Origin of the sequence: Paraburkholderia flagellata (genome assembly GCF_021390645.1) — a bacterium.
GTDB lineage: Bacteria > Pseudomonadota > Gammaproteobacteria > Burkholderiales > Burkholderiaceae > Paraburkholderia > Paraburkholderia flagellata.
This window is the reverse complement of record NZ_JAJEJT010000002.1, coordinates 382,394-404,909: the sequence shown is the minus strand read 5'-3', so window position 1 is coordinate 404,909 and position 22,516 is coordinate 382,394. Positions and strand designations below refer to the sequence as shown.

Here is a 22,516-nt window from a genome sequence, read left to right as displayed (position 1 = left end):
CCGACACAATGAGTGTGCGGCGCCTGAATCGGAGAACGCATTGGTGCGTGGATGTTTGGTAATACCAATCATCCACGACAAAGCGGCCAGCTACGCGGGACGTTATAACTGGGTCAAACCGTCGCGACAGGCGTGGTGGGGGACCCAACCGCGCCCGGCAGCCGCAATGGCGGTGCCGTCAACATGAAGCGCGAGCGGCCATTGGCACGCAGCCAGTCGGCCAGTTCGCGCAGGTACCACAGCTCGCCCAGCGGCAGACCAAGCTTGAAAAGGCAATGGTGGTGTAGCGGCAAGATGGGATGTCGTTGACCGTCGTCCGGCGCGGGTCGCGCCGGAAAGCGCTCCACCGCGTAGTTATCGGCGATCAGCGCAGCAATACCTGCGTCGGTGATCCAGTTCAGCAGGCGGTCGTCGCGGCCGTCCAGTGCACAGCAGCTATGGTGAAGCAGTTCCGCGTCCGGCTCACGGTTCATCGACAGCACCATCTCCGCAAAGCCGGTGCGCAGCAGCAGCATGTCACCGCTTTCGACCTCGGCACCGCCCGCTTCCATCGCGCGCATCAGGTCGTCGTAGCCGACAGTGCGGAAGTCGAGTCCGAATACATGCGCCAGATCCACCAGTACGCCACGTCCCTGCATGCCCTTGACGGCGAGATTCTCGATGCCCAGTGCCCGTGCCTCGCTATGGCTATGGCCGCAGTCATGTTCCGCGTAATTGTCGTCCTCGGCATAGTCGACCGGGCCTACGATATGCTCGTTGGCCCGGTAGCCGTTGTAGTACACGCGCTCGGCCTTGCCATCGCCATCGGCGTCGAACTGCGCCCCCACGTGCGCGAGCGAGTCCCATTGCGTCGAGTATTGCAGTGACAGCAGAACCTGATCGTCGCTCACCACGTCGGTCGCGGTCGCATCCATCTTCGCGACCGGAAAATTCACGAAATGAATACCTTCGCCAAACGTGGGGCGCAGCGCCGGAGGGTGGCGGTTCGGACTAAGCGCGTTGCCGCCCGGGTAGTCGAGCGGCAGCGACAGGCAGAAACTCAAGCCGGCCTGGATTTCTCGCGCGCCCTTACGCACTTGTTCCGGGCCGATCAGGTTGACCCGCCCAAGTTCGTCGTCGGGCCCGAAATCACCCCAGTTGGAACCCTGCGGTCTTTGTTTCCAGCGCATGGTGTCTTCCTCTTCGTGTCGTTATGTTCTGATACGGGGCCATTCACGACCCGGTCTGGCGTTTCGCACCCGGGTATCCGGGCCGTCGCTGTGTCTCGTCACAGGCGTTCGACGATCGTCACATTCGCGAGGCCCCCGCCTTCGCACATTGTCTGCAATCCATAGCGCTTGTTCTGCTGCTGCAAAGCATGAACCAGCGTTGTCATGAGCTTTGTACCGGACGCTCCCAGCGGGTGGCCCAACGAAATCGCGCCCCCGTTGACGTTCAGACGCGCCGGATCAGCATCGATCGCTTTTAGCCATGCGAGCGGAATGGGCGCGAACGCTTCATTGACCTCGTAGAGATCGATGTCACCGATCGCCATACCTGCCTTCTTTAGCGCCAGCTTCGTCGCCGGAATGGGCGCCTCGAGCATGATGACCGGATCGTGACCGACGACCGACATGTGATGGATCCTCGCCAACGGCTGAACGCCCAGCAGCCTGAGTCCGCGCTCGTTGACAACCATGATCCCGCTGGCGCCATCACAGATCTGGCTTGCCGACGCCGCAGTGACGGACCCACCGTCCTGGATAAGCTTCACACCACTGATACCCTCAAGGGTCGCGTCGAAGCGAATGCCTTCGTCGATCGTGTGCTGCCCTGCAACGGGCCCACCATCAAGCGTGCGAACGTCGACAGGCAGGATTTCAGCGTTGAACCGACCGGCTCTGGTTGCCGCAATGGCGCGTTGATGGCTCTCGAATGCATAGGCATCAAGTTGAGTCTTGGACAGCTCGTATTTCCTGGCCACCATCTCGGCCCCGACGAACTGATTGAATTCAACATCGGGAAAACGCTCCTGCATGCCCGGACTAACATAAAACCCCAGGTTGTTTTTGAGCGGAAGCGTTGTCGGCAACCCCATCGGCACACGCGACATGCTCTCCACGCCGGCAGCAATGACGACATCCATCGTACCGGACATCACGGCTTGTGCCGCAAAATGCAGTGCTTGCTGCGACGAACCGCACTGGCGATCCACTGAGGTACCTGGGACCGACTCGGGCAGCCTCGACGAGAGCACGGCGTTTCGCGCGACGTTCATGGCCTGCTCGCCTGCCTGCCCCACACAGCCCATGATCACATCATCGATCAGCGCGGGATCGGCCCCAACCCGGTCAAGCAGCGAATTCAGAACCTGACCGGCAAGGTCACCTGGATGCCAACCCGACAAGCGTCCGTTCCTTTTGCCACCTGCCGTTCGCACCGCTGCGACGATAAATGCATCTGTCATTCCCTGAGTCCTTAACGAGTAATGCTGGAGTCTTTGACGCGATGCGGCTGACTCGCCTTCATCGCGGATCTAATTTCCGCCTTTGAGACACGGGGATAGTAGCGCGCGCCGTCGCGCGCCATCCCTCTCATCGCCTGGGTCGGGATGTATGCCTCGCCGAGTCCCGCATACCAGTCGCATTGCCTTACCACTTCTGCCATGCCGAGCCAGTCGGCGTAATTCAGCGGGCCGCCGAGACTCGACGGGAAACCAATTCCCAGTAGCAGCGCCGTATCCAGTTCTGCGGCGGAGGCCACGACACCTTCCTCGAGGGCCACGGCCGCCTCGACGATAAGCGGCAGCATCATGCGCTCAACGATCTCGCTGTCAGAGAACGTGCGGTCGCCGGTGCGCTGCAGTTTGGAGAGCAGCGCATGGGTGTCTGGCGCGACGGATTTCGCGAGTTTGCCGCCCGCGTCCCGCTCGTAGGCGTAAAAGCCAAGACCACACTTCTGCCCATGACGACCGAGACTCACCATCAGCCTGAGCGCGTTGTGAGGCATCTGGGGCATCCGGCTGGAATAGCCTGCCGAGATCACATCCACAACGTGGCTACTGACATCCATACCAATCACATCCTGCAAGCTGGCGGGCCCCATCGGCCAGCCAAACGCCTCCATGGCGCGATCGATTTGCAGGAAGTCTGCTCCCTCTTCGAGCAGCAGCAAAAATGCCCGGACATACTGCGTAAGTATCCGGTTGACGAGGAAACCAGGACAGTCTTTGACGACGACCGGTGATTTGCCCATGGCGACAGCATAGTTCACAACGGTCGCAATCGCTTCTTCGCTCGTATGCACGCCGCGGACAATTTCGACCAGCGCCATTGCCGGCACCGGATTGAAGAAATGCATGCCGACGAAATTTTCGGGCCGGGACAATCCTGTTGCAATGTCATCAATCAGTAGACTCGACGTATTCGAAGCAATCACGGTATTGTCGCGAAGCTCGCTTTCGATCTCGCTCAAGACACGCTTCTTTACTTCGACGCTCTCGACGACGGCTTCCACGACGAGATCAACCTCGCGGAACCCTGCAAAGTCCAATTGCGGAGAAATTGCCGCAAGCGTAGTCTGCGCACTCTCCGCCTTCAGACGCCCTGCCTTGACTTGACGCGCGAGGAGGCGTTCTGCTTCGCGTATTCCAGCATCCAGCGCTTCCTTGCGAATATCCTTCAGTAGAACCGGGATGCCGGATAACGCACTTGTATACGCGATTCCCCCTCCCATCGCGCCAGCGCCCAGCACCGCTGCCTGTTCCAGCTTCCTCGACTTCTGTCCAAGACTCCGATATTGCTTTTTCAGATGTTGCTCGTTGAGAAACGCCTGGACCAGCGACCCGGCAGCCTGGGTTTTGGCGACGCGCGCGAAGACCTCGGATTCCAGCTGGAGCGCGGCTTCGCGCTTCAGCGCGAGCGCGTCACGAAGAAGATTGACTGCCATGAGCGCGGCGGGGAGATGGCGCCTGTCAGCCTGGATCGCTCGATCCTCGATGGCCGCGAGTGCGTCTGCCAGCGCGCTCTCCTGGATGGAGACGGCGTTGCGCTTTCGCTGCTGCTCCGCGCGCCAATCCACCTCGCCGCAGGCCGCACGACGCAGTAACACGAGTGCCGCCTCACGCAGCAAGGCAGGTTCACACACCTCATGGGCGACACCGGCTTCGAGGGCAGAACTGGCAGAGGCGGGCTTGCCACCTGCGATCCAGTCCGCCGCCGTCTTAAGTCCGGCTACACGCGAAAGCCGTACCGTACCGCCGAAGCCGGGAATCAGACCAAGGTTGACTTCCGGTAATCCGACTTTCGCGGACGAAGCCATCACGCGTAGCGCGCCAGAAAGCGCCATCTCCAGACCGCCGCCCAGCGCAAAGCCGTTGATGGCTACCACCGTGGGAATGCCGAGATCCTCGAAGGCGCAGAATGCCCGGTTTGAAGCCAGCGTGTACGACGCGAGCTCGCGTTCGGGCATGGCAAACAATTCACCAAATTCCTTGATATCGGCCCCGACAATAAACACGTCCTTTGCGCTGGTAACGAGCACGCCACGCACCAACGGTTCCGCGGCAATGCACGCGGTGGCCTCGCGGAACTCCGCCATCGTGCGGCGATCCAGCTTGTTGATTGATTCGTCCCTGCGGTCAAACCGGAGTTCGACGAAGCCGCCTGTCAGTGGCAGGACCTTGATATTTTCACCCTGAAACAATGCCGTCTCCTTCCATTATCACCAGCAATTACGTGCCCCGCACACCGCCAGCCGGTGCGCGCCGCACCGGCGCTATTTTTCCAGTGATCTCTCGGCCCGAGTCAACCTTCTGAGCCCAGACCTCCCACGGATTATCTGGAGAGCCACCCGGTGGTGCCTCATTCGAAAGAATGAATTTCTCATTGCCCGGACAATTACCGACAGGAAGGGCCACAGCAGACGCAGCGGGATCTCCATGACCCATAATGCGTGATTTCATCCCTTTGAACGAATCGGCCAGTTCACGGCCGCAGTACCTTACGTCGGGAACCTCGAACGGCCGACTGGAGCGCCGGGCAGACAGGTGACCATTAAGACAATCACTGGAGACGAAACTTGCACCTGACGCAGTCCTTCCACAAGGCAGCCATTGAACGACCCGACGCTTATGCGACTGTGTTTGCAGAGCGTCGGGTCACGTTCGCCCAGTTCATTGAGCGGATCTCCCGCCTTGGTGGCGCATTCCATGCACTGGGCGTGACACATGGCGACCGGATCGGCATGCTCGCACTCAATTCGGACCGGTATATCGAATACATCTTCGGCACGTTCTGGGCTGGCGGCGTCATCAATCCTGTCAATACCCGGTGGAGCGTCAACGAGATCGCCTACTCGCTGAACGATTGCGGCACGGAGATTCTGCTTGTAGACGATGCATTCCTTAAGCTGGTGGGGCCACTTCGGGAGCAATGTCCCTGCCTTCGGGAAGTGATCTACTGTGGAGACGGGGAGCCTCCTGCCGGAACACGCGGTTACGAGCAACTGTTGAGATCGTCCCCTGCGGTGCGCGACGCGTTTCGCTCCGGCAATGACCTTGCCGCGATTCTGTACACAGGTGGCACAACGGGAGCCCCGAAGGGGGTCATGCTTTCGCATGCAAACCTGCTATGCAATGCACTCTCCGCCCTGGCGGCAGCGCCGCGCCCAGTGGTAGAGGCCACGCTGCATATCGCGCCGTTGTTTCATGTCGGTGGGCTGGCTCTTGTCGTTCAGTCAGCACTGCGCCAGGCGAAGCACGTCGTGCTGCCGAACTTCGATCCAGGTGCGATCCTCTCCACGATTGTCGAGGAGAGCGTCAACGAGACGTTTGTTGTCGCAACGATGCTGCAGGCGATTCTCGACCACCCGACTTTCGGTTCGTATAACCTCACCAGTCTCACTAGTGTCCTCTACGGCGCCGCACCAATGAACACCACGTTGCTGCGCCGCGCCCTCGATGCCCTTCCCTCCAGCCAGTTCATGCAGCTTTACGGCATGACGGAAATTGCACCGGTCGCGGCGGTACTCCCAGCATCCTGTCACACGCCTGATGGGCAAAAGCTGGGCAAGCTGAAGGCTGCTGGGCGCCCGGCGCCGATCTGTGAAATCCGGATCGTGGATCCAGAGTCTGGCGAAGAGCGCCCGACTGGAAGTGTCGGCGAAGTCGTCGTGCGTGGGCCTAGCGTGATGCTCGGCTACTGGAACAAACCGGAAGAGACCGCCAAAGCGCTGCGCGATGGCTGGATGCACACCGGCGACGCAGGCTATATGGATAAAGACGGCTACCTCTTTATCACCGATCGCATCAAGGACATGATCATCAGCGGCGGCGAAAACATCTACTCAACCGAAGTGGAGAATGCGGTTCTGTCCCACCCCGCGGTCCAGGACTGTGCGGTGGTTGGAATTCCCGACCCAAAATGGGGGGAGTCCGTGCACGCTGTGCTAGTCGTTCGGGAAAACCATACGGTCACCGCTGAAGAGGTAATCCAACATTGCCGTCAGCTGATTGCCGGCTACAAATGTCCGCGCAGCATCGAGTTTCGCGTCGAGCTTCCACACTCGGCTGCGGGGAAGCTGCTCAAATACAAGCTTCGGGAAGCATTGCGGAATTCTCAGCCTCGAGAGGCCTGAAAGGGGACACGACATGACAACGACAACTGTAGACCTCGAGTTCGACGGCGCCGTCGCAATACTCAGGCTGAATCGCCCGGAGGTGCTGAACAGCATGACCAGCACCCTCGCGAAGGACGCGAGGGCGGCCATTGCAAAAGTGCGAAATACGCCAGGTGCGAGAGCGCTGGTGATCACGGGTGCTGGACGGGCTTTCTGCGCAGGCGCGGAACTGAAGCAAGAATTTCTCGCGGGCGGCGCAGCGCAATCGGCAGGGGAGCAGTTGGACCTGACGATGCGGGAGGACTTTAACCCGTGGATCAAAGACCTCGACGAACTGCCCATCCCCGTTGTAACGGCGGTCAACGGTGTGGCGGCGGGCGCAGGTGTCGGGCTGGCGCTCGCTGCGGACATCACAGTGGCAGCGCGCTCCGCTTCGTTCGTGCTCACGTTCTGCCCAAAGCTCGGCCTGATACCCGATGTCGGCACAACGTGGTTTCTTCCGCGCCGCATCGGATTGGCGCGGGCGACGGCCCTTTCACTGCTCGGACACAAGCTCAGTGCCGAAAAGGCAGCGGAATGGGGTCTGATCTGGCAATGTGTCGACGACGTCCAGCTATTTGAGTCGGCGCTCCAGATTGCTCGTGCGCTTGCCCGCCTGCCTTCTGGCATCGCGATCGAACTGAGACAATCCCTGAAACGGTCTCAGGTGAATACGCTTGACGCCCAGCTTGACTATGAACGCCAGCGACAATGCGTGCTGATCGAGTCAGCCGCATTCACGGAAGGGGTTAATGCCTTCCGCGAAAAGCGTCAGCCGGTCTTCGACTGAAAACCCTGTGAAGGCCGCGGCCGGCGTTACGCGTTGAGAGAGGATAAAGAACCTGCAATAATTGCGCGCCGCGGCGACCCTCGTCCAGTTCCTCCCCTATTTTCGTTGATGTCGCCTTTGTTATGCATTCGCCGCTTGCCAAGCTCCTGCCACCGCCGTTGCGATCCACCCATCTGCGGCGAAGCCGGCTGGTCATTCCGGCGAGCGATGCAACAGGCTATCGTCTGGTCGTCGTGCATGCTCCCGCCGGCTTCGGCAAGACAGGCGCGATGCTCGACCTCCATGCCGCATGGACGCTCGAGGGAATACGCACTGCATGGATCCAGCTCGGCCCCAGAGACAACGACTTTCCAGTCTTCCTGAAGTCCCTCAATGCGGCGGTCGATTTGCTCAGCCAGGGCTTCGAAGATGACACCAATGGGCAGACGGAAGACATACTGGCCGACACGCTGGCGAGCAGACTGGCTCGACTTCATCTGCCGTTTGCCATCTTCATCGATGACTTTGAGACCTTGCTCAACCCTGAGGCTTCCGGGTTTCTACGGGAACTCGTGACGCAGATGCCGGCACACGGCAAGCTCGTCATCGGGTCACGCGTCGTCCCCTCGCTCGGCCTGGGCCGGCTTCGCGCCCAAGGTCAACTTCTGGAGATCGTGACGGACGACTTGCGTTTCACGCCGGACGAAGCGGCCGCCTATCTCAAGGAGCACGTCAAGCAGCCATTGGGCGCGGATGACCTGCGCAAGCTTCATGCGCGCACCGAAGGATGGGTCACGGCCATCCGGCTTGGCGTGCTCGCCATCGGCCGCAGCAACGACCCTTCGCAGTTCATTGAGGCATTCTCCGGTTCCAACGCGGCGGTTGCGGACTATCTGGCGCAAGACGTTCTCTCACAACAGCCCCCAGAGGTGCGCGATTTCCTGCTGCGGACATCGTTGCTGCGCACCTTCGACGCAAGCCTGTGCGACGCCATGACGTCGCGAAGCGACAGTGCAAGACTGCTCGCGCAACTGGATGACGAGAACCTGTTCCTCATCCGCCTTGACGCGTCGGGAAACACGTATCGATATCACAGCCTCTTCGCTGACTTTCTCAATGCCCGGCTCGTCCTCGAGCACGACGCCGGAGAAATTGCCGCCTTGCATCGCATTGCCAGCGACTGGTATGCCGAGCAGGGGCAAGCGGCTCCCGCGATCGAGCACGCCCTGCGTGCCGACACTCAGCGCGCCATGGACCTCCTGCAGCAGTACGCGGAGCCGATCCTCTGGCAAGGGCGGGTACGGTTGCTCGCTCGCTGGTTCGATGCGCTTCCCGCCGAAAGCCTGTCGAACAGGCCACGTCTGCGTCTCGTTCATGCGTGGGCGCTGACGTTCCTGCATCGCAGCGACAAGGCCTTGAAGTTGCTTGAAGGCATGCAGGAAGCGGGCGATCGCGACGCGGAAATCGCGGCACATATGCTCGCGCTTCATGCTTTCATCCTGGCGCTCACCGATAAACTCGACAAAGCATTCGATGCCTGGCAAGCGTGCGCGCGCACGCTATCGCCAGTTCACGCATTTCCGTACGGCATCCAGCTCAACTCACACGCGTGCTGCCACATCTATCTGGGTAATTTCGATCACGCGCGCCGGATGCTGGACAGCAGCAGGCAGGTGCATGCTGCCATTGGAGGTGGTGCGAATATGCGTGTCGCGCATTGCCTTGACGGTTTGATAGACCTGACACAGGGTCGCTTGCGGCAGGCACTCGCCCGCTACCGCGGCGCGCACAGGCCGGATACCGGCGCACAGCGTGCCCGCATCGACGGCCAGGAAATCGCCGGCGCATTTCTTGCCGAAGCACTGTGCGAGGCCGGCCAGCATGGCGAAGCCCAGCGTCTGCTCACGGCCTATCTGCCGTTGATTCGCGCGGCAGCGCATACCGACCCCCTGATCGTTACGTTCGTGCTGCTTTGTCGTTGCGCGCTCGCTGAATCACGCTACGAAGACGCCATGTTGTGGTTGCACGACTGCGAGCAGATGGGGTACCGCACCGGCCAGCTCCGCATGGTCGCTAGCGCCCGGCTCGAGCGGTCCCGTATTGCACTGCTGCGCGGCGATCATGAGGGCGCCCGCTCCGAGATTGCGGCGGCCGAGGGACTCAATGCCTGGTCATTTGGCGGTGCGTTCGTTCCCCATGCCAACGATGTGGACACCCTCGACCTGGCGCGCTGGCGCCTCGCGATCGCCTGCGGCGAGCCAGCAGCGGCGGCACAACAGTTGTCCTTCGCGTTGACCGGAGCCCTGACCGCCAGGCGATTGCGTCGTGCGCTAAAACTGCGCATCGTGCTTGCACTGGCGTTGCTTGCGGCAGGCGAAACCGAACGTGCCCGGAAGGAATGTCTGGACGCCGTCGAGTATGCGGCTAGCGAAGGCTTTGTCAGTACGTTCCTGGACGAAGGCGCGCCCATGCTGCATCTGCTGAATGTCGCTACCGAGCACGCGGATAGCCCCGCAGGCGGCTTGGTGAGTGGCGCGTTCCTGCAGCAACTCGTGGACAGACTTGCCGCACGTCACGGCGGCGATGGCAGGCAATCGGATGCGCCCCCTTCACCAATGGCCCACGCCGTCACTCCGGAAGAGCTGACCAGGACTGAACGGAAGGTCCTCGTCCTGCTGGCCGACGGCCTGAGCAACAAGGCGATGGCCGGTAAGCTGTTTGTGTCCGAAGCGACGATCAAGACCCACCTGCGCAGTATTAACGCCAAACTGAATGCGTCCTCTCGCACGCACGCGATTGCGGTGGCGCGAAAGGCAGGACTGCTGCCCTGACCGGACCGGACGGGACTCGACGCGCGGAAATCCGCGCTCGTCTTTAGTCCATGTGTTCGCGCAATCCAAGCGAGCGGCTGATGATCTCCAGCATGATTTCCGAGCTGCCCGCGTAGATACGCGACACCCTCGCGTCGCGGTACATGCGACTGATGCGGTACTCATCCATGTATCCGGCGCCGCCGTGAAGCTGCAGGCACTCGTCAATGAGACGGCCTTCCAGTTCCGATGTGAGCAGCTTGGCCGAAGCCGCGGTCGCGGCGTCGAGATGCCCCTCGTTGTGCTCTGTCACAAGCGTATCGATCCATGATTGCATCATGTCAAGTTCGGCGTGCTTGCGCGCAAGCACGAAGCGGGTGTTCTGGAATGCGCCGATCGACCGCCCGAACGCACGGCGCTGCTTCACATAGTCAAGCGTGATTTCCAGTGCGACCTGGGCATGCGCCAGTGACTGGCAGGCACTCAGGAGACGCTCTTCGGCAAGACCTTCTGCAAGATATGCGAGGCCTTTGGCAGGATCTCCCAGCAGATTGGCGTCGGGCACGAACACCTGATCGAGAAACAATTCAGCCGTATCTTGTGCATCGAGACCCAGCTTGTCCAGTCGACGGCCTCGCTCGAAGCCAGGCATGCCGCGCTCCACGAGGAACAGGCCAAATGCGCGCTGTTGTTCCGGGTCCGTGCGCGCAACCACGATTACGGTGTCCGCGTTGATGCCGTTCGATATGTACGTCTTGGCGCCTTGCAGCAGCCAACCGCCTTCGGTCTTCTGGGCGCGCGTCTGGATTCCTGCAAGATCAGACCCCGTGCCCGGCTCGGTCATGGCGATTGCGAAGATCCGCTTGCCACTCGCGGCTTCTGGCAACAATCGCGCTTTCTGTTCGGCCGTTCCAAGACGGGCAATGTACGGAGCAACCAGACGCGAGTGCAAGGTGAAATACACGCCGATGTCGCCGTGTCGGATCATTTCCTCATACACGATCTGCTCATAGCGGAAATCCGTCACACCGGCGCCCCCGTACTGCTCATCGGCCCACATCAGTAGCAAGCCCTGCGCTCCCGCGGCCTCGAACACGGCGCGATTGCAACACCCCGCCCTGCGCCAGTCGTCGATGTGCGGCGCTACCTCTTTGCGGGTGAACCGGACAACGGAATCACGGAACAGATCGTGGTCGGCTTCGAAGATTCGACGTCTCGTACTCATTCAGTCTCCAGCTCTGCACGCGCGGCAGGTTTCGATGAATTGAATTATCCGCAGACAGTGCGGCCCTGCCTCGTTCAAAGTGATGAATTCCGGCCGCTGACCACTGCTCACGAGACCGACACTCGTCAAATCATCCGTTCGAATGAGGTAACGCGAGCGCATCGCGCCAGATAATTCTTTCGTCAGTTGACGCCGCCAGATCGCGGCAGCGCACGCAAGCGCGGATCCGCTCACACGATCATGATGGCAGGGCGCGGTGATATGCAGGACTTGTGGCCCCGCGCCCATTTTCAGCACCGGGAACAACGTCTGGAGCTTCACACCTGGCCCACCCGTTCCTTCCGGAATTTAAAGCCACCCTCCCCTCAAAACCCCGCCATGAACTCTTCCGAAAAGTACTCAAACGTTACTGCCTGTCACCAGAGTGTCCTGCTGTTCTACTATGGACTAGACAGGGGAGACTATGCCCTCGCCATGGAGCAGGTCACACCAGACTGTTTTTGGGAGCGCGGTGGCGTCCCGCTGCGCGGCCCGCAGCAGATTGAAGAGTCCGTGCGCAAAAAATCGGCGACGTTGGTGACACGGCATGTCGTCAGTAACTTCGCGGTACTCAAACAGGACGCGGATAGTGTCACCGCGGTCTATTGTCTTGTCCTGCATCTGTACGACAATGGTTCACCACCGAGTTTGCCGGTGCCCGGCTCCGCGCCGTTTTTGCTCGTGGATGTGACATGCGAACTGACGCGTGGACGGGACAATGCCTGGCGCATCCGGCAGCTGGATGTGCAACACACCTTCAGCTATGCCAGAGAGGTGACCTCTCCCCTCGTGCCAGCCCCGAAACAGGGGTGATCAGGGCACGCAAGTCATTGCCGCCGCGCATCACGCTTCTCACTCTCACGGTTCGTTCGCGAGGTTTCATGGACTTCTCCCTCACTCCCGCCCAGAAGGACCTTCAACAGGCGGTGCGCCAGTTCATCGCAGAACAGGTCATTCCATTCGAGAAGGACCCCCGCATCACGGCGCATGGCCCAACCGAGGCGCTGCGCGATGAATTGGTTGCAAAGGCCCGTGATGCAGGACTGCTCACCCCACATGCTTCGCGCGAGCTGGGTGGCCTTGGCCTCACGCACAGTGACAAAGCCATCGTCTTCGAAGAGGCTGGCTATTCAACGCTGGGGCCGGTCGCGATGAATATCCACGCACCCGACGAAGGGAACATCCATTTGCTCGAGGTGGTCGCCACGGAGGCACAGAAGGCGCGCTGGCTGCTGCCGTTGGTGGAAGGACGCATCCGCTCATGCTTCGCGATGACAGAGCCGCCCCCGGGCGCCGGGGCCGACCCTGCAATGCTTACCACGACGGCAATCCGCGACGGCGACGATTACGTGATCAACGGCACCAAATGGTTCATCACCGGTGCCCTGGGTGCGTCGTTCGCCATCATCATGGCGCGGATGGAAGATGGCTCGGCTTCGATGTTCCTCTCGGATATGGACGAGCCCGGCATCGAACATGTACGCACGATGGATGCGCTCGATTCATGTTTCACCGGCGGACACGGGGTGCTGCGATTCACTGATCTGCGGGTTCCAGCCCGCGACGTACTCGGCGAGCCGGGCAAGGGATTTCGCTACGCGCAGGTTTGACTCGCCCCGGCGCGCCTGACGCATTGCATGCGCTGGTTGGGGCAGGCGCGCCGCGCGCATGACATCGCCCTCGAACACGCGCGACACCGGCAGGCCTTTGGCCAGGTGCTCGGCCACCACGAAGGTGTGAGCTTCATGCTGGCCGACAACGAGATGGATCTGCAGACAGCTCGCCTGCACATTTGGCACACCGCGTGGCTGCTCGACCGTGGCGAGCGCTGCAACTTCGAGTCGAGCCGGGCCAAGGTGGTCTGCTCGGAAGCCGAGTGGCGCGTGGTGGATCGCAGCGTGCAGATTCTGGGTGGCCAGGGCGTCACCGGAGAAACGATCGTGGCGCGGATTTTCGCCGACATGCGGGCGTTCCGCATTTACGACGGCCCGAGCGAAGTCCATCGCTTCAGCCTCGGCCGCAAGCTTGTGGCAGGACGCTAATCTCCGATCGCTCTGTACCGCCCTTTCCGGGGCGAGGCAAACAAAAGGCCGCTTGCGCGGCCCTTTGCCTTTTACTATGTGCCACTTCGGCGCGCGCAACGCCAGCTCAGCTCGGCCAATGGCCTGACTTTCGCTTCCATGCTGGCAGCATCGGCCGCTGCTGCATTGCCACCGGCCGCGCGCGACGCAACGCCTCGCAGGATGGCGGCCATGCGAAACAGGTTATAGGCGAGGTAGAAGTCCCAGTGTTGGATGGCGTCGATGCCGCGCGCACGGCAGTAGTCCTCGACGAACGCGTGCTCCTGCGGAATGCCGAGCCCAGTCAGGTCGACACCCGCCACGCCACGCCACAGGTCCGGCGGAACACACCACGACATGCAGAAGTAGGAAAGGTCCGCCAGCGGATGCCCTAGCGTGGAGAGTTCCCAATCGAGTACGGCGACCACCTTTGGTTCGGTCGGATGGATGATGAGGTTATCCATGCGCATATCGCCATGTACGACGCACGTTTCATCCCCTTCCGGAATATGCGCGGGCAACCATTTCATCAAAGCGTCCATCGCCTCGACGGGCGCACCTTCCGAACCGCGGTACTGGCGACTCCAGCGGTCGATCTGCCGTGCGAAGTAGTTACCTGGTCGTCCGAACGTGTCCAGTCCGGCTGCACGATAGTCTACGCTGTGCAGCGCGACGAGGACGCGGTTGATATCAGCGTAGATCGCTTTACGCTCATCCACGGCAAGGTCCGGCAGCGTGGGGTCGATAAAGCTTCTGCCACGCACGTATTCCATCAGAAAGAACGGCGTGCCGATCAGTGAAGCGTCGTCGCAAAAGGCCACCATGTGAGGCACCGGAACACCGCTGCCTTCCAGGGCCTGCATCACCCGGTATTCCCGGTCAATGGCGTGCGCAGACGGCAACAGCACGCCCGGCGGCTGCTTGCGCAGGACAAACGCGCCGCTCGCGGTCTGAAGCAGGAAGGTCGGATTCGACTGGCCGCCCGAGAGCACGCGCGCACTCAACCCGCGGGGGTCCGATCCTGTCTGGCGCATCCAGTCGGCCAGGCGTTCAAGATCAAGACCAGCGCTGCGCGCTGGGGCCGAAGTTGCATGGGTATCGCTCGGCGAAGATGGCATGGTCTAGCGTCTACTGGGGTGTCAGAGAGAAGAAACGAGATGACCGCCGTCGATAGCAAGCACAGCGCCGGTCATGAACGTCGCCGCATCGGAGGCCATCAGGAGCAACGCTCCGTCGAGATGCTCAGGCTGTCCAATCCGGCGTTGCGGCACACGGCGAATCAGCGCCTGCCCGGCTTCGCTTGCAAAGAAGTCGCGATTGAGTTCGGTTTCGATGTAGCCCGGCGCGAGCGCGTTGACCCGGACGCCATGCCGGGCCCATTCGAGAGCGAGGGCCTGCGTCAGATGGATCAATCCGGCTTTGGCGGCGGCATAGGCCGGCACCTGCTGTGCTACCCGCAGTCCAAGGATCGAGGCGATGCTGATGATCGATCCTCCGCCTTGCGCAATCATGCGCTGCCCCGCAGCTTGCGCGACACGCCACGCGCCGTTGAGATTCACGTCGATGACGCTCTGCCATTCGTGCTCTTCACACGCCGCAGCGGGGCGTGTCACCGCAATGCCTGCGTTGTTGACGACGATTTGCATTGAGCCGCCAAGCTGCGATTCCGCCGCATCGAAGGCGTCAGTAATCGAAGCGGCGCTTGTGACATCCATGGGAACGACGCAGGCCGTCCCGCCATCCTGCTCGATTTGGGCAGCGATTGGCCTGGCCGCCTCGATTCGACGTCCAGCCAGCGCGACGCGAACGCCGGCCCCGGCCAGCACCTTCGCGAAATGACTGCCCAGTCCGCCGAAGGCACCTGTCACCAGGGCTCGCTTACCGCGCAGATCGTCGAACATCCCATTCTCCCCTGGTCGTGATTGCCGGATTGGCCCGAGGCATTATGGAATTCCGCGCGGGATGGCGCCTCGTTCGATGGGATGAATTCTTGCTCCTGCACAGTCTGCCCGCGGAGAACCGTTTACGCGGTGCTCCGAATTCATCCCATCGAACGAGGCGCCCGGAACAAGCGCTCGCCATACTTGCTTCGGATCGCCATGCCAATGCGCGGTTTTCTGGTTCGCCGGGTAACGATCCCGCCGTGCCATGCAAGCCGGCACTGAATCCGCCGCGACGGCTCCAGGCGACATCTCGCTACTCTCCCCATTCGATCACGATGAACGACGCTTATCTGTACGACGCCGTGCGCACGCCGCGCGGCAAGGGACGCAATACCGGCGCACTCCACGAGATCACGCCGGTATCGCTCGCCGCACAAACGCTCAAGGCACTACGCGATCGCAACGATTTCGATCCACGGCTGATCGAGGAAGTCGGCCTTGGTGTGGTGATGCCGCTCGGCGAACAGGGCGCAGACCTTGCTCGCACCGCGATCCTCGCCGCAGACTATGGCGACACCGTGCCGGGCTATCAGCTCAACCGTTTTTGTGTCTCCGGCCTAGATACCGTCAATCAGGCCGCAGCTGCGGTCATGGCGGGTCTGATCGACGCCGCGATTGGCGGCGGCGTCGAGTCGATGTCGCGCGTGCCGATCGGCTCCGATGGGGGAGCCATCTATACGGACCCTGCTATCACGCGCCGCTTTCCCTACATGCCCAACGGGGTTGCGGCTGACCTGATCGCCTCGCTGGAAGGCCTGACGCGCGAGGACGTCGACACCTACGCAGTGGAGAGCCAACGCAGGGCCGCCCATGCCCGCGCCGCGGGCTATTTTTCCAGGTCCCTGATTCCCGTGCGCAACATGCTCGACGAGATTGTCCTCGCCGACGACGAGGCCATTCGTCCCGGTACCACCAGTGCAGACCTCGGCAAGCTTGCTCCTGCGTTCACCACTGCCGGCAAGCAAGGCTTCGAAGCGATCGCGCTACGCCACTATCCCGGTCTTGAGGGTATCTCGCACGTGCACACCAGCGGCAACTCCAGCGCGATTGTCGATGGCGCTGCCGCGGTGCTCGTCGGCAGCCGGGGCTTTGGTGAGCGCAACGGGCTCAAGCCGCGCGCGCGGTTGCGCCATTTCAGCTCGCTCGCCACGAGTCCCATCCTGAATCTGGGCGGCCCTGTACCCGTGACCCGCAAGCTGCTGGCGCGCTGTGGCCTCGCCATTTCGGACATTGACCTCTTTGAAGTCAATGAGGCGTTTTCCGTCGTGCCACTAGCCTACCAGCGGGCCTTCGACATCGGCGCCGACAGGTTAAATGTCAACGGTGGCGCAATCGCGCTAGGACATCCGCTCGGCGCGACCGGCGCGATTCTGCTTGGCACGCTGCTGGACGAACTTGAGCGGCGGGGACTGCAGCGCGGCATCGTCACACTCTGTGCCGCCGCTGGCCAGGCCACAGCCACATTGATCGAGCGCATCTGACGCCCTTTCGCGATCCCTCTAACTACCGACGAACATGGACACAATATTCCTGACGGTGGACGCACAGGGCGTCGCCCTTGTCACCATCGACTGCCCCGACCTGCCGGTCAACGTGTACACCCGCGAGCTCGCGCAGCAGTTGCAAGCAGCGGTCGAGCTTATCCTGCAAGACCCGGCAGTCGTCGGTGCGGTGATCACTTCTGGCAAGGACGGCTTCATGGCTGGCGTCGATCTCGAAGCGTTGTGCGCGGCCCTCGATGCCGCCGTCGTCGCCGGTCTACCGGCTACGCCGAACTTCGATACCTCAAACCGCTACATGCGTCGCATGGAAACTGGCGGCAAGCCGTTCGCTGCGGCTATCCGCGGCGCCGCGCTAGGTGCCGGACTGGAATTGTGTCTCGCATGTCACTACCGCGTCATCTCCGATGACCCTGCCAGCATCGTCGGCCTGCCCGACGTCAAGGCAGGTCTGCTGCCCGTCTGCGGCGGCACGCAACGCTTGCCCCGGATGCTCGGTATCGAAACCGCCCTGCCACTGCTCCTCGATGGCAATCCGGTGTCGGCGGCACATGCGCTCGAACTGGGCATCGTCGACGCGGTCACGCCACACGCCGAGGTCATCGAACACGCCCGTCGCTGGGTGCTGGCCAATCGCACTGCGATGCAGCCGTGGGACCAGAAGAGCTGGCGCATCCCGAACGGCGCGGGCGCGCTGGCGGAGCATGCGTCTCGCAGTTTTTATGCAGGTATCGCCCAGATTCGCAGCCGCACTCAGGACAACTATCCGGCGCCACTCGCGATACTGTCCGCAGTCTACGAGGGGACACAATTACCGTTCGATCGAGGTATGGCGGTCGAGGGCCGCTACTTCTCGCAACTCACGACGAATCCCGTGGCGCGCAACATGATTCGCACGCAGTTCGTCAATCGCAAGCGCTATGAGCGACTCGCGCACCGTCCGTCCGGCGTTCCCGTGACGCAAGTCACGAAGCTCGGCGTCCTCGGCGCCGGCATGATGGGAGTGGGGATTGCCTACTCGGCCGCGCATGCAGGACTGCCTGTCGTGCTGCTCGAAGTTTCGCAGGAGCAGGCGGACGTGGGCAAGGCACGCGCAGTGGACGTCGCCCGGCGCGCAGGCGGCGAAGAGGCGGCGACACGCTGCGAAGCATTGATCTGCGCTACCGCTCGTTACCACGATCTGCAGGACTGCGATTTCGTGATCGAAGCTGTCTTCGAAAACCGGGCAGTCAAGTCCGACGTACTCGGCCGCGTCTGCGAGGTGCTCAATGACAACGCGATCCTGGCATCCAACACGTCAACGCTGCCCATTACTGGCCTCGCAGGCAGTTCCGACCGGCCCGGGCGCTTTATCGGCATGCATTTTTTCTCCCCGGTCGAGCGCATGCCGCTGCTCGAGATCATCTTGGGTGCGCAGACTTCGCAAGAGACACTGGCGCGCTCGATGGACCTCGCCCGGCTGCTCGGCAAGACTTCGATCGTGGTCAACGATTCGCCAGGTTTCTTTACCAGCCGCATCTTCTGCACCTATGTGGACGAGGCGATGGCAATGCTCGCGGAAGGCGTGAGTCCGGCATTGATCGAGAACGCCGCCCGCATGGCTGGCATGGCTGCAAGCCCGCTTGCCGTGCTGGATGAAGTGTCGTTGGATCTCCAGCAGCACGTCGTCGACCAGGCCAGCGCTGACGGACTCGATGAGAGATTCCTGCGCAGTCACGCGCGGCCGGTGATCGAGCGAATGAATGCGCTCGGCAGGACTGGCCGCAAGCGTGGCGCCGGGTTTTACGATTACCCAGCCGCGAGCCGCAAGCGACTCTGGACCGGCCTGTCAACGGTGTATCCGCCCGCCGCAGTCCAGCCTGACGTGGAGAACGTCAAGCAACGTCTGCTGTATATCCAGGCGCTGGAAAGCGTGCGTTGCCTCGACGAAGGCGTGATCAACGCGCCGGCGGACGCCGATATCGGCGCCCTCCTGGGTCTCGGGTTTCCGGCATGGACCGGGGGGCCGCTGTCATTGATCGAGACCATCGGCCCGGACAACTTCATTCGCGCCTGCGATGCACTGGCCGCCGCCTGTGGGCCGCGTTTCGCGCCGCCAGAATCGCTGCGTGGGCGCAGCGGGGACACGCCAGCGTTTTATCGTGAGGAAGCGGCCTGAACGAATCGGGCCGCGCTGTTGAAGACCGATTTGCCCGCCCGGCAGTCAACCGGCCGGCGGTGACGCCTGCAGGTCCAGTTCCTGCAGCCAGCGCCACAGTGTGGAGCGGCTCACACCAAGCTTTCTCGCCGCCTCTCCGCGATGCCCGCCAGCTGTGCGCATGGCCTCGCGCACGCGTTCTACGTGATCAGGTGCACCAGATCCAGCAGGAAAAGAAAGCGTCTCACCCGCGGGGAACAGTTCGGGGCAATCACGTCTTAGCGCGTCATATTGCACGTCCTGCAGCTTCGCATATTGCAGGAGAAACACAGCAATACGCTCCGCAAGGTTTTCCAGTTCGCGCACGTTACCTGGCCAGTCGTAGGCCGTGAGCCGCTCCATGAGCGGAGCGAGTGCGTGCTGCACGTCGAGCGTCGAGCCCAGATGTTTGAGGCAGCGCGCCACGACAGGCGTAACTAGCGGGCTAATATCCTCGCGGCGGGCGCGAAGCGGCGGCAGTGCAAGGCGCAAGGTATTGAGCCGGTAGTACAGGTCCTGTCGAAACCGGCGTTGCTCGATCAACTCGGCCAACGGTTGATGGGTAGCCGCGATCACGCGCACGTCGATCGGGATCGGCGCCGTTCCGCCGAGGCGCATGAATTCTCGTTCCTGCAGCACGCGTAGAAGGCGCGTTTGCAATGGCAAAGGCATGTCCCCGATCTCGTCCAGAAACAGCGTGCCTGTGTGCGCCGCCTCGAACAGCCCTCGCTTGCCGCCGCGGCGCGAGCCCGTGAAGGCCCCTTCGTCGTAGCCGAAAAGTTCGCTCTCGAGCAACGATTCCGGGAACGAGGCGCAATTGACGGCGACGAACGGCCGACCGGCGCGAGCGCCGTCGTTGTGAATGGCCTGGGCGAAAACCTCCTTGCCTACACCGCTTTCACCGGTAATGAGTACGTTCAGGTCCGTGAGCGCGAAACGGCGCGCACTGGCAATAGCGTCGCGCAGCTCGGCGCTTGTTCCGATCATGCTGTCGAAGCTGTGCCTGGCCGCGTATTGCCGACGGCGCTGCAACACCCGCAGGCTCGTATCGGCAGCCTCGATATTGCGCGCATCGTAGAGCGTGAGTGCGGCGCCGACGATTTCGCCGTGCTCGCGGATCGGCGTGCGATGGGCCACCCAGTCGTGCTGGCCAAATCGCAGCGCCACAGCCCGATCCTGGCGCCCGCTCTCGAGAGTAGAACGCAACGACAAGGCGGGTTCGAGCGTTTGCAACAATTCGCCCACCAGGGGCTGACCGGGATCGCCGAGCAAGTGCTGCATCGGCGGATTGATGGCGATGATGCGGTCCTGGCGGTCCACCGCGACGACGGCGTCCTGAAGGTTATGCAGCACGCTGTGGAGCTGCTCATAGCGGCCGGCCTCCAGACGCGCCATGCGCGCCAGTTCCAGAGCGTCGTCGAACGCCTTGCGAATACTGGCGAGCGAATAAGCCAGCAAGCCATGCAAACCAGCTTCCTCGGCAAGTTCCACCACCAGGCTCGAACCCACGATTACTTCAAAGCCGGCGCGGCGCAGCGCTTCGAAACACAGGCGCGCATCTTCCGCGGTCTGATACGCGTGCTGGCTTATCTCAATGTTCAGCAGGTCCTTGACCGCCTCCAGTTCGGGGATCGTCTCGCCGTACATCACGATACCCACGCGAGCCGCAATGCTCCTCGCCTTGATGAGAGCCTGCAACAAGTCAAATCCACTGAGCTGGATGGTGGCCACTGGGGTTTGCAGGCCCGCGCGCAGGATCGCGGCGTTGGAGCCAGCACTCACGAACACGTCGACAGCCGAATGGTCAATGCGGTTCCGTGCAATCTCCAGCGCCTCGCCGAACGAACCGTCCACCAGCTCGATATGGGCGATGCCCGCGTATTCGGCGACCACCGGCATGGCGAGTTCGCGGATTTGCCGGTAGCCGAGAAAACACATGCGCGGCAACCCTGTTTGCACGAAGTCAGATTTGATCGGGGGCATGGAAATGTTTCATTGAAACGGTTTTTGTGTTTCACGATTGTCTCACGAAACACAAGGCAATTTGCGACGCCCATAGATTATTAATAAAATCAAAGGCTTAGAACTTACAATCAAGATGGCACACCTCTTGCTTTTATAGCTTCCAAACATAAGCGAACCCTGGAGACATCGAACTTGGCCCTTGAACACATCACCGTTTTGGATTTGACCCACATGCTGTCGGGTCCGTATGGAACGATGCTGCTGGCGGACCTTGGGGCGCGGACCATCAAGGTCGAACCCCCGGTCAGCGGAGAAGGCACGCGGCGCCTGCTCGAACACGATCCCGAGTATTCGCATGACGGCATGGGCGCGTACTTCCTGACACTGAACCGTAACAAGGAAAGCGTCTGTGTGGATCTGAAGAGCGCCGCCGGTCGCGAGGTATTCTTCGATCTCGTGCGCCGTGCCGATGTCGTGTACGACAACTTCAGCGTGGGCGTCACGGCGCGACTGGGCATTGACCATGACTCGCTGGCGCGGATCAATCCACGCATCGTTACGTGCTCGGTCACAGGCTTCGGCCAGACGGGGCCTCACACGCAACGCCCCGCCTTCGATCAGGTCGTTCAGGCCATGGGCGGTGGCATGTCCATCACTGGCACCCCTGAGTCTGGGCCGACGCGCAGTGGCATCCCCATCGGCGATCTCGGCGGCGGCATTTTTGGCTCCATGGGCGTGCTGGCCGCGCTGCTCGAGCGGGACCGCACCGGCCAGGGCCAGCATGTTGACGTGTCCATGCTCGACGTGCAGATCTCCATGCTCAACTACATGGCGACCATGTACTTCATGTCGGGCGACGTACCGCAAGGCATCGGTAACGGGCATTTCGTTCATGTGCCCTATAACAGCTATCCCACTTCCGACGGACACGTCATCATCGCCTGCATTGGCGACCCGTTCTTCGAGCGCTTCGTAGAGTGTATTAAACTGCCCGCCCTGGCCAGGACCGAGTATCTCCAGCAGCCAGCGCGTTTTGCAGCCAGGGCCGAAATCGATGCCGTCGTATCCGAGGCGATGCGCGCGCATTCCACCAGCTACTGGCTTGGGCGATTGAACGCAGCGCGCATTCCCTGCGGGCCAGTGAACAACTTTGCGCAGGCGCTCAAGGATCCGCAGGTGCTTGCGCGGGACATGGTCGTGGAAGTGCCGCTGCCCGACGGCGAATCCCTGCGCATGCCGGGCAACCCGATCAAACTCTCCTCGGCCGAGACGCGCAGCTATGGCACTCCGCCACGACTGGGGCAGCAGACCACCGCGGTCCTGGGTGACTGGCTGGGCTACCCGGAGAACAAGATCGAGCAACTTCGCGCCGCCGGCGCCATCGCGTAAGGATC

General features: G+C 61.8%; 14 protein-coding genes and 1 pseudogene. 8 read left to right on the top strand and 7 right to left on the bottom strand.

From position 1 onward, the window contains the following. Window positions 1-113: 113 nt before the first annotated feature. The 3 genes from L0U83_RS16200 to fadB form a co-directional block, all read right to left on the bottom strand. Window positions 114-1,169 (bottom strand): cyclase family protein, encoded by a 1,056-nt coding sequence (locus L0U83_RS16200; protein ID WP_233884630.1) that lies wholly within the window; start codon window positions 1,167-1,169, stop codon window positions 114-116. A 98-nt stretch (window positions 1,170-1,267) separates the two neighbouring features. Beyond that, on the bottom strand, window positions 1,268-2,446 hold the full coding sequence (locus L0U83_RS16195; RefSeq protein WP_233884629.1) for an acetyl-CoA C-acetyltransferase: 1,179 nt from the start codon (window positions 2,444-2,446) through the stop codon (window positions 1,268-1,270). 11 nt (window positions 2,447-2,457) lie between these two features. Beyond that, window positions 2,458-4,683 (bottom strand): fatty acid oxidation complex subunit alpha FadB, encoded by a 2,226-nt coding sequence (gene fadB, locus L0U83_RS16190; RefSeq protein WP_233884628.1) that lies wholly within the window; start codon window positions 4,681-4,683, stop codon window positions 2,458-2,460. Between the two features lie 375 nt (window positions 4,684-5,058). Here fadB and L0U83_RS16185 point away from each other — a divergent pair, with 375 nt between their 5' ends. From L0U83_RS16185 to L0U83_RS16175, 3 genes are all read left to right on the top strand, one after another. Beyond that, the gene (locus L0U83_RS16185; RefSeq protein WP_233884627.1) at window positions 5,059-6,615 is read left to right on the top strand and encodes an acyl-CoA synthetase; all 1,557 of its coding nucleotides are present in this window, start codon (window positions 5,059-5,061) and stop codon (window positions 6,613-6,615) included. 13 nt (window positions 6,616-6,628) lie between these two features. Next, window positions 6,629-7,426, top strand: a complete 798-nt coding sequence (locus L0U83_RS16180) for an enoyl-CoA hydratase-related protein (protein WP_233884625.1) — start codon at window positions 6,629-6,631, stop codon at window positions 7,424-7,426. A 122-nt stretch (window positions 7,427-7,548) separates the two neighbouring features. Beyond that, window positions 7,549-10,236: a winged helix-turn-helix domain-containing protein gene (locus L0U83_RS16175; RefSeq protein WP_233884624.1), complete on the top strand. Its 2,688-nt coding sequence runs from the start codon at window positions 7,549-7,551 to the stop codon at window positions 10,234-10,236. A gap of 43 nt (window positions 10,237-10,279) precedes the next feature. Here L0U83_RS16175 and L0U83_RS16170 read toward each other — a convergent pair whose 3' ends face one another. Continuing rightward, on the bottom strand, window positions 10,280-11,440 hold the full coding sequence (locus L0U83_RS16170) for an acyl-CoA dehydrogenase family protein (protein ID WP_233884623.1): 1,161 nt from the start codon (window positions 11,438-11,440) through the stop codon (window positions 10,280-10,282). 378 nt (window positions 11,441-11,818) lie between these two features. On the opposite strand from L0U83_RS16170, the gene L0U83_RS16165 reads away from it, so the two are divergent. Beyond that, the gene (locus tag L0U83_RS16165) at window positions 11,819-12,292 is read left to right on the top strand and encodes a nuclear transport factor 2 family protein (RefSeq protein ID WP_233884622.1); all 474 of its coding nucleotides are present in this window, start codon (window positions 11,819-11,821) and stop codon (window positions 12,290-12,292) included. Between the two features lie 68 nt (window positions 12,293-12,360). Then, window positions 12,361-13,521, top strand: a pseudogene (locus tag L0U83_RS16160) (acyl-CoA dehydrogenase family protein). Between the two features lie 74 nt (window positions 13,522-13,595). Here L0U83_RS16160 and L0U83_RS16155 read toward each other — a convergent pair. Both L0U83_RS16155 and L0U83_RS16150 read right to left on the bottom strand, forming a co-directional pair. Continuing rightward, on the bottom strand, window positions 13,596-14,657 hold the full coding sequence (locus tag L0U83_RS16155; RefSeq protein ID WP_233884621.1) for a phosphotransferase family protein: 1,062 nt from the start codon (window positions 14,655-14,657) through the stop codon (window positions 13,596-13,598). 21 nt (window positions 14,658-14,678) lie between these two features. Beyond that, entirely contained in the window at window positions 14,679-15,440 is a 762-nt protein-coding gene (locus L0U83_RS16150) for an SDR family NAD(P)-dependent oxidoreductase (RefSeq protein WP_233884618.1), read from the bottom strand. Between the two features lie 317 nt (window positions 15,441-15,757). Here L0U83_RS16150 and L0U83_RS16145 point away from each other — a divergent pair, with 317 nt between their 5' ends. Next, window positions 15,758-16,963: an acetyl-CoA C-acetyltransferase gene (locus L0U83_RS16145; RefSeq protein ID WP_233886535.1), complete on the top strand. Its 1,206-nt coding sequence runs from the start codon at window positions 15,758-15,760 to the stop codon at window positions 16,961-16,963. Window positions 16,964-16,997: 34 nt separating this feature from the next. Then, window positions 16,998-19,139, top strand: coding sequence for a 3-hydroxyacyl-CoA dehydrogenase NAD-binding domain-containing protein (locus L0U83_RS16140; protein ID WP_233884614.1), 2,142 nt, complete (start codon window positions 16,998-17,000; stop codon window positions 19,137-19,139). Window positions 19,140-19,184: 45 nt separating this feature from the next. On the opposite strand, the gene prpR is transcribed toward L0U83_RS16140, so the two are convergent. Next, the gene (prpR, locus tag L0U83_RS16135) at window positions 19,185-21,056 is read right to left on the bottom strand and encodes a propionate catabolism operon regulatory protein PrpR (RefSeq protein ID WP_233884610.1); all 1,872 of its coding nucleotides are present in this window, start codon (window positions 21,054-21,056) and stop codon (window positions 19,185-19,187) included. Window positions 21,057-21,314: 258 nt separating this feature from the next. Here prpR and L0U83_RS16130 point away from each other — a divergent pair, with 258 nt between their 5' ends. After that, complete coding sequence (locus tag L0U83_RS16130; protein WP_233884607.1) at window positions 21,315-22,511, top strand: CaiB/BaiF CoA transferase family protein; 1,197 nt, start codon at window positions 21,315-21,317, stop codon at window positions 22,509-22,511. Window positions 22,512-22,516 lie beyond the last annotated feature (5 nt).

Coding starts and splice junctions, on each gene's coding strand:
- L0U83_RS16170 (WP_233884623.1), bottom strand. CDS start 11,440: ATGAGTACGAGACGTCGAATCTTCGAAGCCGACCACGATCTGTTCCGT.
- L0U83_RS16145 (WP_233886535.1), top strand. CDS start 15,758: ATGAACGACGCTTATCTGTACGACGCCGTGCGCACGCCGCGCGGCAAG.
- L0U83_RS16165 (WP_233884622.1), top strand. CDS start 11,819: ATGAACTCTTCCGAAAAGTACTCAAACGTTACTGCCTGTCACCAGAGT.
- L0U83_RS16150 (WP_233884618.1), bottom strand. CDS start 15,440: ATGTTCGACGATCTGCGCGGTAAGCGAGCCCTGGTGACAGGTGCCTTC.
- L0U83_RS16175 (WP_233884624.1), top strand. CDS start 7,549: ATGCATTCGCCGCTTGCCAAGCTCCTGCCACCGCCGTTGCGATCCACC.
- L0U83_RS16140 (WP_233884614.1), top strand. CDS start 16,998: ATGGACACAATATTCCTGACGGTGGACGCACAGGGCGTCGCCCTTGTC.
- L0U83_RS16200 (WP_233884630.1), bottom strand. CDS start 1,169: ATGCGCTGGAAACAAAGACCGCAGGGTTCCAACTGGGGTGATTTCGGG.
- L0U83_RS16155 (WP_233884621.1), bottom strand. CDS start 14,657: ATGCCATCTTCGCCGAGCGATACCCATGCAACTTCGGCCCCAGCGCGC.
- prpR (WP_233884610.1), bottom strand. CDS start 21,056: ATGCCGGTGGTCGCCGAATACGCGGGCATCGCCCATATCGAGCTGGTG.
- L0U83_RS16195 (WP_233884629.1), bottom strand. CDS start 2,446: ATGACAGATGCATTTATCGTCGCAGCGGTGCGAACGGCAGGTGGCAAA.
- L0U83_RS16180 (WP_233884625.1), top strand. CDS start 6,629: ATGACAACGACAACTGTAGACCTCGAGTTCGACGGCGCCGTCGCAATA.